Annotated in this window: 12 protein-coding genes; all 12 read right to left on the bottom strand. The window is 55.2% G+C overall.

Features of this window, described 5'->3' with window-relative positions:
- Positions 1 to 25: 25 nt before the first annotated feature.
- Positions 26 to 760: a 23S rRNA (guanosine(2251)-2'-O)-methyltransferase RlmB gene (gene rlmB / locus BH714_RS16580; protein WP_014168319.1), complete on the bottom strand. Its 735-nt coding sequence runs from the start codon at positions 758 to 760 to the stop codon at positions 26 to 28.
- 69 nt (positions 761 to 829) lie between these two features.
- A complete protein-coding gene (gene rnr, locus BH714_RS16575) occupies positions 830 to 3,271 on the bottom strand; it encodes a ribonuclease R (protein WP_025206255.1) in 2,442 nt (813 codons plus the stop codon).
- A gap of 38 nt (positions 3,272 to 3,309) precedes the next feature.
- Positions 3,310 to 3,735 (bottom strand): nitric oxide-sensing transcriptional repressor NsrR, encoded by a 426-nt coding sequence (nsrR, locus tag BH714_RS16570; RefSeq protein WP_014168317.1) that lies wholly within the window; start codon positions 3,733 to 3,735, stop codon positions 3,310 to 3,312.
- A gap of 192 nt (positions 3,736 to 3,927) precedes the next feature.
- Positions 3,928 to 5,226, bottom strand: a complete 1,299-nt coding sequence (locus tag BH714_RS16565; RefSeq protein ID WP_040019069.1) for an adenylosuccinate synthase — start codon at positions 5,224 to 5,226, stop codon at positions 3,928 to 3,930.
- Between the two features lie 104 nt (positions 5,227 to 5,330).
- Entirely contained in the window at positions 5,331 to 5,528 is a 198-nt protein-coding gene (locus BH714_RS16560) for a DUF2065 domain-containing protein (RefSeq protein WP_014168315.1), read from the bottom strand.
- A 71-nt stretch (positions 5,529 to 5,599) separates the two neighbouring features.
- Positions 5,600 to 6,604 (bottom strand): protease modulator HflC, encoded by a 1,005-nt coding sequence (hflC, locus tag BH714_RS16555; protein WP_014168314.1) that lies wholly within the window; start codon positions 6,602 to 6,604, stop codon positions 5,600 to 5,602.
- Positions 6,605 to 6,606: 2 nt separating this feature from the next.
- The gene (hflK, locus tag BH714_RS16550) at positions 6,607 to 7,869 is read right to left on the bottom strand and encodes an FtsH protease activity modulator HflK (protein WP_014168313.1); all 1,263 of its coding nucleotides are present in this window, start codon (positions 7,867 to 7,869) and stop codon (positions 6,607 to 6,609) included.
- A 56-nt stretch (positions 7,870 to 7,925) separates the two neighbouring features.
- A complete protein-coding gene (gene hflX, locus BH714_RS16545) occupies positions 7,926 to 9,206 on the bottom strand; it encodes a ribosome rescue GTPase HflX (RefSeq protein WP_020882944.1) in 1,281 nt (426 codons plus the stop codon).
- Between the two features lie 74 nt (positions 9,207 to 9,280).
- The gene (gene hfq / locus BH714_RS16540) at positions 9,281 to 9,592 is read right to left on the bottom strand and encodes an RNA chaperone Hfq (RefSeq protein ID WP_014168311.1); all 312 of its coding nucleotides are present in this window, start codon (positions 9,590 to 9,592) and stop codon (positions 9,281 to 9,283) included.
- Between the two features lie 85 nt (positions 9,593 to 9,677).
- Entirely contained in the window at positions 9,678 to 10,628 is a 951-nt protein-coding gene (miaA, locus tag BH714_RS16535) for a tRNA (adenosine(37)-N6)-dimethylallyltransferase MiaA (protein WP_014168310.1), read from the bottom strand.
- The gene (mutL, locus tag BH714_RS16530) at positions 10,621 to 12,465 is read right to left on the bottom strand and encodes a DNA mismatch repair endonuclease MutL (RefSeq protein WP_025206257.1); all 1,845 of its coding nucleotides are present in this window, start codon (positions 12,463 to 12,465) and stop codon (positions 10,621 to 10,623) included. Before mutL ends, miaA begins: the two co-directional genes overlap by 8 nt.
- Before the next feature lie 9 nt (positions 12,466 to 12,474).
- Entirely contained in the window at positions 12,475 to 13,812 is a 1,338-nt protein-coding gene (gene amiB / locus BH714_RS16525; RefSeq protein WP_040018459.1) for an N-acetylmuramoyl-L-alanine amidase AmiB, read from the bottom strand.

The raw sequence follows: 13,812 nt of genomic DNA, 5'->3' as shown, positions 1-13,812 counted from the left end.
GCCGTCCTCAGGACGGCCTTGCTGTTTATTCCCCGCGCTGACGTACCGCTTCAAACAGGCAGATACCTGTTGCCACGGAGACGTTCAGAGACGACACGCTGCCCGCCATTGGAATGCTGATCAGCTCATCGCAATGCTCACGGGTCAGACGGCGCATACCTTCGCCCTCGGCACCCATTACCAGTGCCAGACGGCCGGTCATCTTGCTCTGATAAAGAGTATGATCAGCTTCACCCGCGGTACCGACGATCCAGATATTCTCTTCCTGCAGCATACGCATGGTGCGCGCCAGGTTGGTGACGCGGATCAGCGGTACGTTTTCCGCTGCGCCACAGGCCACTTTCTTCGCCGTCGCGTTAAGCTGTGCAGAGCGATCCCTCGGCACGATAACGGCATGAACACCTGCCGCATCTGCGCTTCGCAGACATGCGCCAAGGTTGTGCGGGTCGGTCACGCCGTCAAGGATCAAGAAGAATGGATTTTCCAGCCCGGCGATAAGATCCGGCAGATCGTTTTCCTGATACTGACGGCCTGGCTTAACGCGGGCAATAATGCCCTGGTGAACGGCACCTTCACTTTTCTCATCCAGGAACTGGCGGTTCGCCAGCTGGATCACGACACCTTGTGCTTCCAGGGCGTGGATCAGCGGCATCAGACGTTTGTCTTCACGCCCTTTCAGAATAAACACTTCCTGAAAACGCTCCGGTGCGCGCTCCAGCAGGGCCTGCACCGCGTGGATGCCGTAAATCATTTCACTCATTGATGGTTCTCGTTCTGTCTTTTCTTTTCCCTCTCTCCGCAGGAGAGAGGGTCAGGTTGAGGGGGAGAATTACTCCGCCTGCTGTTTCTTCGCTGCGCGCTTTGCCCTGGTGGCAGCCGCGATTTTCTGCGTTTTGGTGGACGGCTTTTTCGCCTTCCGGGCCTCTTTCTTTGCGGCCTTCGGCTTCTGTTTCTTCTCACCGCGGAACGCGCTGTCTGGCTCGAAGTTTACCTTCTTACCCGCCTGACGACGTTTGCCACCGGTGTTGCCGTTGCCCCCTTTTTTCGTCTTTTCACGCGCCGTTTTACCCACATTACGCGGGGCACGCTCGCTGGAGATCAGGCTAAAGTCGATTTTACGGTCGTCCATATTAACGGCTTCGACCTTCACTTCCACGCGATCGCCAAGACGATAGGTCTGGCCGCCAGATTCACCAATCAGGCGCTGCCCGACCTGGTCGAAACGGTAGTAGTCGTTATCCAGGCTGGAGACATGCACCAGACCGTCGATAAACAGTTCATCCAGACGGACGAAGAAACCAAAGCCGGTGACGCTGGCAATCACGCCTTTAAAGACGTTACCCACCTGGTCCAGCATAAAGTCACACTTCAGCCAGTCTGCCACGTCGCGCGTCGCTTCATCTGCACGACGTTCGGCCATGGAACAGTGCTGACCGAGTTGCAGCATCTCTTCCATTGAATAATGGTAGCCACCGGTTTCGGTCGTATTACCTTTATGACCCTGCTCCTGCGCCAGCAGATACTTGATCGCGCGGTGCAGGGAAAGGTCCGGATAACGACGGATCGGCGAGGTAAAGTGGGCATAAGACTGCAGCGCCAGGCCGAAGTGACCGCGGTTTTCCGGATCGTAAATCGCCTGCTTCATGGAACGCAGCAGCATGGTCTGCAGCATTTCTGCATCCGGGCGATCGCCAATCGACTCCAGCAATTCAGCGTAATCACGCGGCTCTGGCTTGTTACCGCCAGGCAGTTCCAGACCCAGTTCAGCCAGCACGGAGCGGAACGCAGTGATGGCTTCGGTCGACGGTTTATCGTGAATACGGAACAGCGCAGGTTCTTTGGCTTTCTCAACAAAACGTGCCGCCGAGATGTTTGCCAGAATCATACACTCTTCAATCAGCTTATGGGCATCGTTACGCTGGGTCTGCTCAATACGTTCAATGCGGCGTTCAGCGTTAAAGATGAACTTCGCCTCTTCGCTCTCAAACGAGATCCCGCCGCGCTCTTCACGCGCCTGATCCAGCGTTTTGTAGAGGTTATGCAGCTCTTCGATGTGTTTCACCAGCGGCGCATACTGCTCACGCAGATCCTGATCGCCCTGCAGCATATGCCAGACCTTGGTGTAGGTCAGGCGCGCATGGGAGCTCATTACCGCTTCGTAGAATTTGTAACCCGTTAAGCGCCCTTTGGTGGAGATGGTCATCTCGCAGACCATGCAAAGGCGGTCAACCTGCGGGTTCAGGGAGCACAGGCCGTTAGACAAGACTTCCGGCAGCATCGGGATTACCTGCGACGGGAAGTAGACCGACGTTCCACGGCTGCGCGCTTCGTTATCCAGCGGAGTATGCGGGCGCACGTAATAGCTTACGTCAGCGATGGCAACCCACAGACGCCAGCCGCCGCCGCGTTTTTTCTCGCAATAAACGGCATCATCGAAGTCGCGGGCATCTTCACCATCAATAGTCACCAGCGGCAGATCGCGCAAATCCACGCGGCCCACTTTGGACTCTTCCGGCACGTCTTCTTTCAGGCCGACAACCTGCTCTTCAACCGCTTTCGGCCAGACGTAAGGAATTTCATGAGTACGCAGCGCCATATCAACGGCCATGCCGGTGCCCATGTTATCGCCTAACACTTCGACGATTTTCCCGACCGCCTTGGTGCGTCGGGTAGGACGCTGGGTGAGTTCAACCACCACCACAAAGCCCATACGGGCGCCCATCACCTCTTCAGGCGGGATCAGGATATCGAAGCTCAGGCGGCTGTCGTCCGGCACCACAAAGCCCACGCCTGCATCGGTAAAGTAGCGGCCAACAATCTGGCTTGTTTTAGGGACCAGGACACGCACCACGCGCGCTTCGCGGCGGCCTTTACGGTCCGCGCCCAGCGGTTGCGCCAGGATCTGGTCACCGTGAATGCACATCTTCATCTGTTCAGAGGAAAGATAAAGATCGTCTTTACGGCCTTCTACGCGCAGGAAGCCATAGCCATCACGGTGGCCGATAACGGTGCCTTTCAGCAGGTCAAGACGTTCGGGAAGCGCATAGCACTGACGGCGGGTAAAGACCAGTTGCCCGTCGCGCTCCATCGCGCGCAGGCGGCGGCGAAGGGCTTCAATTTGCTCTTCACCTTCAATGTTTAATTCAACGGCAAGTTCTTCACGATTGGCGGGTTTTTCGCGTTTTGTTAAGTGTTCAATGATGAACTCGCGGCTGGGGATAGGATTCGCGTATTTTTCGGCTTCGCGTTCCTGGAAAGGATCATGTGACATATCGGTTCCTCCGTTGTCAGCTCCGGTGGAAATTTTCTTCATTCCACCAGCAATAATTTATAAAGTGGTTGATTCTCTTCAACCAAATCGGCCAGCGTGTAGTTATCCAGTTCCTTGAGAAAACTTTGCACGGCCAGAGAAAGTGCCTGTTTAAGGCGACAAGCGGGCGTAATGTGGCAGAACGCGCTGCTGCAGTTCACCAGAGACAACGGCTCCAGTTCACGTACCACATCCCCAACACGAATACTCTGCGCCGGTTTACCGAGACGGATCCCACCATTCTTCCCGCGGACGGCAGCAACGTATCCGGCACGACTAAGTTGATTGATTATTTTGACCATATGATTACGGGACACACCGTATACCTCTGTAACCTCAGAGATACTGGTCATTTTCCCATCGGGTAACGACGCCATGTAAATCAGCGCGCGTAAGCCGTAATCGGTGAAACTTGTTAACTGCACATCAACCTCAGGAAAAAGGGAAAACGCGGATAAACCGCACAGATATTCATTAATGATGATAAACCAGCCAGATAGTAAGCGGCTAATTTATTTGACAGACGGGGCGAAAAAGCGGAGATCGAGGAGCGTTCGCCGGATGGCGCGACGCGTATCCAGCCTGCGGGTTGTCCCGCAGGCCAGCAGTCACGAAGATTATGCGTCGAACGGGTCGCGCAGGATCATCGTTTCAGTACGATCAGGGCCGGTAGAGATAATGTCGATCGGCACTTCGGTCAGTTCTTCAATACGCTTGATGTAATTCAGTGCTGCCTGTGGCAGACCGCTACGCTCTTTCACACCGAACGTCGTTTCAGACCAGCCTGGCATGGTTTCGTAGATTGGCTCGATGCCTTTCCAGTCATCCGCAGCCAGCGGAGTGGTGGTCACTTCGCGACCATCAGGCATACGGTAGCCTACGCAGAGTTTCACCTCTTTCAGACCGTCCAGCACGTCCAGTTTGGTCAGGCAGAAACCAGACAGGGAGTTAATCTGTACTGCGCGACGCACGGCTACCACGTCCAGCCAGCCGGTACGACGACGACGACCGGTGGTCGCGCCAAACTCGTTACCCTGCTTGCACAGGAACTCGCCGGTTTCATCAAACAGCTCAGTCGGGAATGGACCCGCACCCACGCGAGTGGAGTAAGCTTTGATGATGCCCAGAACGTAATCCACATAACGTGGACCCAGACCAGAACCGGTCGCAACGCCACCTGCGGTGGTGTTAGAGGAGGTGACGTACGGATAGGTACCGTGGTCGATGTCCAGCAGCGTACCCTGCGCACCTTCGAACATGACGAAATCGCCACGCTTGCGCGCCTGGTCCAGCAGATCGGACACATCAACAACCATACCGGTCAGAATGTCAGCAATCGCCATGACGTCATCCAGCACTTTCTGGTAGTCAACAGCGTTAGCTTTATAGAAGTTCACCAGCTGGAAGTTGTGATATTCCATCACTTCTTTCAGTTTTTCAGCGAACGTCTCTTTATCAAACAGATCGCCCACGCGCAGACCGCGACGAGCAACTTTGTCTTCATAAGCCGGGCCGATACCACGACCGGTCGTGCCAATCGCTTTCGCGCCACGCGCTTTTTCGCGCGCTACGTCCAGCGCCACGTGATAATCAAGGATCAGCGGGCAGGCTTCGGAGAGCAGCAGACGCTCGCGAACGGGGATACCACGGTCTTCCAGACCTTTCATCTCTTTCATCAGAGCAGCCGGAGACAGCACAACGCCGTTACCGATGATGCTGGTGACGTTTTCGCGAAGAATGCCTGATGGAATAAGATGGAGGACGGTTTTTTCACCGTTGATTACGAGAGTATGGCCTGCGTTGTGACCGCCCTGGTAGCGTACAACATATTTAGCCCGTTCAGTCAGAAGATCAACAATCTTCCCTTTACCTTCGTCACCCCATTGGGTGCCCAGTACGACGACGTTGTTACCCATTTTTTTCAAAATCACCGTTTGCTTAAAAATGGATTCTACCATCGCTTTTTCAGATATACAGCACTTTTTGACCTCAAAATACGCCAAACCAGATTACTTTTTGATCAGCCAATCGTTTTCCTCAACATGTAGTAGATAACGATGCCGGCAACCACAAGTCCGCCCCCAAATCGACGCAAAATATTATCCGGCAACTGGCTCAGAGAGGCTATCATCCGACGCCATGCACGCGGATAAAGCATCGGTCCAAGGCCTTCCAGCACCAGAACCAGGGCCAGCGCAAGCCAAATCGTTGAATTCATTTTTCATCCTTATAAAAGAAAACCACCGCTCCGTTGAGAGCGGTGGTTTGAATACTCAAACTGGCCTGAGTTTATCGCGTTGCGTTAGCCGGCGTCTTCATGTAACGGAAGAAATCGCTGTCCGGGCTGAGCACCATCACATCCTGGTTGCTCTGGAAGCTGTTCTCGTAAGCACGCAGGCTACGGATAAAGGCGTAGAAGTCGGGATCCTGGCTGAAGGCATCGGCAAACAGTTTTGCCGCTTCGGCATCCCCTTCACCGCGCAGAATACGGCCCTGACGCTCAGATTCTGCCAGCGTCTTGGTCACTTCGTAATCCGCTGCCGCACGCAGTTTCTCCGCCTCTTCCTGACCTTGTGAACGATGACGACGGGCTACCGCTTCACGCTCGGCGCGCATACGGTTGTAAATCGCCTCGGACACTTCCGCTGGCAGGTTGATCTGCTTGATACGGACGTCGACCACTTCGATACCCAGAGCAGCCATACTGTTCGGGTTGATCACCGGCACTTTGCCGTTGGTTTCAGCCTGAACGCGTTCTGCCGCTTTGGCAATGGCATCATCCGCTGCCGGGGTGGTGACTTCGTCTTCGGTTCCTGCAGAACCGGAGTTCAGCGCATCACGCACTTCCAGCGTCAGACGACCACGGGAGTCGGTGACGATGTCTTTCACATCCAGACGACCAATCTCAGAGCGCAGACGGTCAGAGAACTTACGTTTCAACAGCACTTCCGCCTGAGAAACGTCGCCACCGCCCGTTGCCAGGTAGTAGCGGCTGAAATCACTGATACGCCATTTGATGTAGGAATCAACGATCAGGTCTTTCTTCTCTTTAGTCACGAAACGGTCGGCCTGGTTATCCATGGTCTGGATACGGGCGTCGAGCGTTTTCACCGATTCAATCAGTGGCATTTTAAAGTGCAGGCCCGGCTCAAACACCAGCGGCTTGTTCTCGCTGTCGCGCAGAACTTTACCAAAACGCAGGGTAATTCCACGCTCGCCCTCTTTCACCACAAAGATAGAGGTATAAAGCACGACCAATACGATGATGATGATCGCAATAACTGACTTACGCATCCTTATTCCCCCTGACGCTGGTAGTCGTTACGCTGCGCGTTAGCACGGCGTTGGTCCATAATGTCACCATCGTTCGAAGAAGGCGTGGTTGTGGCGCTTGAGCTACCGGATGCCGCAGGTGGCAGACGCAGCAGGTTGTTGGCACCGCTGGTATCCGCCTTTGCCGCCGGCGCCGAACCGCCTTTCAGCATCTGATCCAACGGCAGTACCATCAGGTTTCCACCTTTGCTGTCGTTAACCAGTACCTTACGCGTATGGCTCAGCACTTTTTCCATGGTCTCAATATAAAGACGTTCACGGGTAATCTCCGGAGCCGCTTTATATTCTGGCAAAATCTTCGCGAAACGCGCCACTTCACCCTGAGCTTCCAGGACGGTCTGAGTTTTATACGCACGCGCTTCTTCAAGAATACGCTGCGCCTGACCGTTAGCACGTGGCTGAACTTCGTTGGTGTACGCTTCCGCTTCACGGATGTACTGTTGTTCGTTTTCACGGGCGGCAATCGCGTCATCAAACGCGGCCTTCACCTCTTCCGGCGGACGAGCAGCCTGGAAGTTGACGTCCAGCAGGGTGATACCCATGTTGTACGGGCGAATGGTCTCTTCCAGCTCACGCTGGGTATCGCTACGAATAACGGTACGACCTTCGGTCAGAATGCGGTCCATGGTGTATTTACCGATCACACCGCGCAGCGCACTGTCTGTGGCCTGGCGCAGACTGTCATCTGCACTGGTCACGCTAAACAGGTAGTGCTGCGGATCGGTGACGCGGTACTGGACGTTCATCTCAACGCGCACAACGTTCTCGTCGGAGGTCAGCATCACGCCGGAGGCCGCCAGTTCACGCACAGACTCCACGTTCACCGCGGTCACGTCGTCAATGAAAGTCGGTTTCCAGTTCAGACCTGGCTCAACCAGATGGCTGAACTTCCCGAAACGGGTGACCACACCGCGTTCCGCTTCTTTAATGGTGTAGAACCCGCTGGCAGCCCAGATGATCACCACGGCAGCGGCAACAATGCCCACCACGCGGCCCCCTAACTGCGGGCGCGGCCCCTGAGTGGAACCCCCACCAGAGCCAGAACCTTTACCTCCGCCAAGGCCACCAAGCTTCTTGCTTAGCTTGCGGAAGATATCATCCAGATCCGGCGGCCCCTGCTCGCGACCACCTTTGTTGCCATTTCCCCCAGAGTTGCCGCCTTGATTATTGCTGCTTCCCCACGGGTCGCGGTCTTGTCCGTTATTACCGGGCTGATTCCACGCCATGTATATGCTCCATATTTGTTATGCAAGGGCGAATTATTCAGGCATCCCCTTTCTGATCAGACGATATAGTCGACCAGCGCAGGTTCTTGTTTACAGAGGCGACGCCAGTCAACGATCGGCAAACGCACCTGCATCCCCACGCTGCCGTCATCCTCCATCCACTCTTTTTCTATCGCCTGAAGCTGATAAAACCGGCTGCGCAGCCTGCCTTCCTGTGGCGGCAATCGCAGCGTGTGCTGGGCTACCTCACCGGAAAGACGTTCTGTCAAAGCCTGGAAAAGCAGTGGCACACCAATACCGGTCTGAGCGGAAAGCCAGACCCGAATCGGTTTGTTCTCTTCATCTCGGTCGATACGCGGCTCAAAATCCTCCAGCATATCGATCTTGTTCATCACCAACAGCGTTGGGATGTCGTCGGCGTCGATCTCGTCGAGCACCACGTTTACCGCGTCGATGTTCTCCTGCAAGCGAACGTCTGCAGCATCAATGACGTGCAGCAGCAGGGTCGCCTGACGCGTCTCCTGCAGGGTGGCTTTAAACGCAGCCACCAGGTCATGCGGCAGGTGACGGATAAACCCTACGGTATCCGCCAGCACCGTTTCACCGACGTCGGCGACGTCAATACGACGCAATGTGGGGTCCAGGGTCGCAAACAGCTGGTCTGCGGCATAAACCTGGGCCTCAGTAATCTGGTTAAACAGGGTGGATTTACCGGCGTTGGTATACCCCACCAGCGACACCGTCGGGATGTCAGCTTTCGATCGCGCCCGACGTCCTTGCTCACGCTGTTTTTCAACGCGTTCCAGACGTGAAAGGATCTGGGTAATACGGCCACGCAACAGACGGCGGTCGGTTTCAAGCTGGGTCTCACCCGGACCGCGCAAACCAATCCCGCCCTTTTGTCTTTCAAGGTGGGTCCAGCCACGCACAAGCCGCGTTGCCAGATGGCGCAACTGCGCCAGCTCAACCTGCAGCTTACCTTCGTGAGTACGCGCACGTTGAGCGAAAATATCTAAAATCAAACCCGTGCGATCGATAACACGGCATTCGCAAAGACGTTCCAGGTTACGTTCCTGAGCCGGAGACAGCGCATGATCAAACAACACGACTGACGCGCCGGTTGCTTTTACGGCATCCGCAATTTCAACTGCTTTACCTTCACCAACAAAATACTTTGGGTGCGGCGCTTTACGGCTACCGGTAATCACCTGCATTGCTTCGACACCGGCGGAAGAGACCAGAGATTCAAACTCCTGGAGGTCTTCCATATCTTTGTCTTGCGTAAAATAGATGTGTACCAGCACCGCCTGCTCACCGGCATCATAACGGTCAAACAAGCGTAAATTCCTCAAAAAAGATCAGCGGGGAACGCAGGATCCCTGGCTCCCCGTGTGGATAACAGCCCGAAACCTTATTCGGTATCTTCGCTGTCCTGCGCAGGAGAAGAAGAACCCTGCGCGCTGCTGCCATGATGGTAGTTACTACCCGTGCCGCCGCCAGTGTTATTGCTGTGATGGGATACCGGACGAGACGGAACAACTGTAGAAATAGCGTGCTTATAGACCATCTGACTGACCGTGTTTTTCAACAGGATCACGAACTGATCGAAAGATTCAATCTGACCTTGCAGCTTAATACCATTCACCAAATAAATAGAAACTGGAACACGTTCCCGACGCAATGCGTTCAGGAACGGATCTTGTAAAGATTGCCCCTTAGCCATTCTATCTTTTCCTTATATGCTTGTTTTGTACTTAGAACCTTGCGATTCTGAAAAATTGCGCACGATACGACTCAATTGTACACATTCAGTGAGCGATATCACCAACAACCTCAATCACTTCGTTTAACGCCTGTTGCGGTTTTTCACTGTCTAACCAGTGAACACCGTCCCAACCGCGCAACCAGGTGATCTGGCGCTTCGCTAACTGTCTCGTGGCGCAAACACCTCGATAAACCATTTCATCATATGAAATCTCGCCTTCAAGATATGACCACATCTGGCGGTATCCCACACAACGAACGGAAGGCATATCCGTATGCAAATCTCCACGGGCAAATAGCGCCCGCACTTCTGCTTCAAAATCTGAAGCTAACATCTGATGAAAACGCTGCTCAATTCGTTGATGGAGCAGTTCACGGCTCGCCGGGGCGATGGCGAACTGATGCACCTGATACGGCAGAGCGTCTCCTGACGTTTGCGTCAGTTCCGTTAAAGTTTTACCCGAAATGAAAAAAACTTCCAGTGCCCGGGAAAGCCTTTGCGGATCATTTGGATGGATCCGTGCTGCGGCAACCGGGTCAATCTCGGCCAGTTGCTTATGCAAAACGTCCCATCCCTGCTCTGCCGCCTGCTGCTCAATTTTTGCTCTTACTTCCGGATCCGCTGATGGCAGAGGTGAAAGCCCCTCCAGCAACGCCTTGAAATAAAGCATGGTTCCGCCAACCAACAGCGGTATACGTCCCGCCGCCGTTATCTCGGCCATCTCGGCTAATGCATCGCGGCGGAAATCCGCTGCGGAGTATGCCTGAGCCGGGTCGAGAATATCCAGCAAACGATGCGGTGCCGCACGCAGTTCGTCTGCGTCAGGCTTCGCCGTGCCGATGTCCATCCCTCGGTAGATAAGGGCAGAATCGACACTAATCAACTCTACAGGCAAAACTTTACGCAACTCAATGGCCAGTGCCGTTTTGCCGGAGGCCGTGGGGCCCATTAAAAAAATCGCCTTTGGCAGGCTCGCCTTGCTTACGTCAATCATGTTTCAGGGCATTCATCGCCGTTTGTAAATCAACAGGTTGTAATAACCCACCTGGCGGTGTCTTCACCAGATGCGGACAAAGGCGTTCAACCTCCGCCAGCACGCTAATGGCCTGCGCCATACTCCACGGCGCATGTTCGCTTGCCAGATGGCGGGCGATCCACTGCGCGGTGTTGGCGGCATCAAACGACGTTTGCTGCGCCAGGTAGCCTATCAGTTCAGGAATCAAGTTTTGTAAATTTTGTTGGCGTAAGGGTAAAGGCACTGCGCGAATCGTCACATGTTGTGGTTCGAGCACCATTTCAATGCCCATCTGCGCCAACAGGGCCTCTGCGCGACGCAGTACCCCTGTTTCTTCAGGGGATATTTTTAGCCGAACGGGGATCAGCAGCGGTTGTGCACAGGCCGCGTTTTCACCCGGCGTAAGCTGCACTTGTTTAAGCCAGCGTTCCGCCACTGGCAATGCCAGAAGCATCACGTGGCCTTCGCGCTCCAGCAGCGCCATATCCGGGGCAATAATCGTCAGAACCCGGCCAAAACTCTGGCTGTGGCCGTCCAGTGAAGGCGCTGGCACCGCGACAGGCGCTTTGCGCTCCACCGCGGGGGTTTCCAGCAATTTCCGGTACAACGCTCCCTGCTGTTTTTGATAGCCAGGTTGGGCGTTTGGATAGTTCGCTCCCGTTGGGCGCGGTGTGCTACCCGCAGCAGAGAAACGCGGGGCATCCGGCTCACGCGCCACGGCAGGTTCAGCAAAATGGTTCCGGCCCGCTGCAACACGGTTTTCCGGAAACGCGCGCGGGGCGGGTTCTTCTTTTTCCAACGGCAGCGTCGGTTCAGCCTGCTGTTGCAATACGCTCAGCACGCCCTGATAGATAAAATCATGCACCAGACGTGACTGGTGGAACCGCACTTCATGCTTGGCAGGATGGACGTTAACGTCCACCTGGTGTGGATCGATTTCTAGATAGAGCACAAACGCCGGTTGCTGATCTGCACCCAGTTTATCTTCACAGGCCTGACGAATGGCGTGATTGATGAGGCGGTCACGCATCATACGACCGTTCACGTAGCAATACTGGATCTCAGCGAAGGCGGCGCTGCTCGCGTTGGGGTCAGCCACCCAGCCGCGCATGGCCAAATCGCCATGCTGCCACTCAATGGCCAGCGCGTGCTCGAGAAACGGTACGCCGCAGATAGCGCCCAAGCGGCGCTCTTTTTGCCCACCTTCCGCCACGGCGCGGTACTGGCGCATGACTTTGCCGTTATGGCTAAGGTTAATGGTCACGTCAAACCGCGCCAGGGCAATGCGACGAATGATCTCATCGATATGCCCAAACTCGGTTTTTTCGGTACGCATAAACTTGCGTCGGGCGGGGGTGTTATAAAACAGATCCAGCACTTCCAGCGTCGTACCGACCGGATGCGCCGCTGGTTTAATCGTCACGTCCATATCACGCCCTTCGGCGTACGCCTGCCAGGCTTCCTGCTGTTCAGCGGTACGGGAGGTGAGCGTGAGGCGGGAAACGGAGCTGATACTGGCCAGCGCTTCCCCGCGAAAACCGAGGCTAATGATCGCTTCCAGGTCATCAAGAGAGGCAATTTTACTGGTGGCATGACGCGCCAGCGCTAACGCCAGCTCGTCTTTTTTAATTCCACAGCCGTTGTCACGAATGCGAATCAGCTTTGCGCCGCCGCGTTCGATATCAATATCAATGCGGGTGGCCCCCGCATCAAGGCTGTTTTCTACCAGCTCCTTCACCACCGATGCAGGGCGCTCCACCACCTCACCGGCGGCGATTTGGTTCGCGAGCTGCGGCGGTAGAACCTGAATCGGCATGAATTCTCCTTAATTGGTCGCGGTCATCTCACCTGGCTGCGCTGCGCTGGCCGTCTGGGCGGCACCGCCCTGTGGCGCGGACTGCAGCGGATGCGCATCAAAGTATTTACGCAGACCGTTATAGATCGCTTCGGCAATTTGCTGCTGATAGCTGTCGCTGCCCAGCAGGCGTTCTTCAGCGTTATTACTGATAAAGCCTGTTTCCACCAGAATCGATGGAATATCCGGCGATCGCAGAACGCCCAGGCTCGCATGCTCCGGACGGCGCTTGTGCAATGACCCGATGCCCTGCAGCTGATTCAATACATTTGTGGCGACATCATACCCGACGCGCTGGGAATGACCGAATTGTAAATCCAGCACCGCCTGGCTGAGATACGGATCGGCCTGGCTGTTTGCCAGCACATCACCCGCGCCACCTAACAGTTCGGACTGTTTCTCGTGCTCTTCAAGCCAGTTTGCCATTTCACTGTTCGCCCGACGGTTTGACAGCACCCACACTGAGGCTCCCGTGGCGTTACGGTTTGGCGCGGCATCTGCATGAATGGACACCAGGAAATTGGCATTTTGCTTACGTGCCACATCCGAGCGGCCCATCACCGAGATAAAGTAATCGCCGTCGCGCGTCAGCACGCCTTTAAACATAGGGTCGTCATTTAGCAGCGTCCGCAGCTTACGGGCAACCGCGATGGTGACATTTTTCTCCCGCGTACCGCCCGGGCCAATTGCGCCGGGATCCTGACCGCCGTGCCCCGCATCAATGGCGATAATCACTTTATCACCGCTGACCGCGCGACGTGCGCTGGCCGCCGGCCGCGTCACGGTATTGCTGCTGGTAACGCTGGTAATGCGGTCGCTGTCCGTTTTAAACGGATTACGTGCCGGTTCAGATGGGCGCGGGGTATAAACCGGCTCTTCCACGCGTTTCGCCAACACCGGTGGAGGCGGAGGCGGCGGAGGGGCGTCAGCGTTGATGGTAAAGACCACCGTATAATTCGCACCGTTTTGCTGCTTAACCGCTCTGGTTTTACCCTTTTCGGTTAGGTCGACCACCAGACGCAATGACTGGCTATCTTTTGGCGAGCCGGAACGAATGCTTTTAACCAGATTATTGCCGCTGAACTGGAGCGGTAACCCCTGGATAACCCCGGTTTGTTTGATATCCAGCGCCACGCTGTGGCTGTCTGGCTGTGAAAAAGCATATTCCGGATCGCCCATAAAGCTGAACGTGATCCTGGCCTGGCTTTCGCCGTTCGACACCTGAATATCCGAGAGGCTTGCCGCCCCGGCCTGCGCGCACAGCAGCACCGTGGCAGCCAATAACCAACCTTTAACGCGACTAATCAT

Origin of the sequence: Enterobacter ludwigii (assembly GCF_001750725.1) — a bacterium.
Taxonomy (GTDB): domain Bacteria; phylum Pseudomonadota; class Gammaproteobacteria; order Enterobacterales; family Enterobacteriaceae; genus Enterobacter; species Enterobacter ludwigii.
The sequence above is the reverse complement of the archived record's forward strand: the minus strand, read 5'-3'. Positions and strand labels throughout refer to the sequence as shown.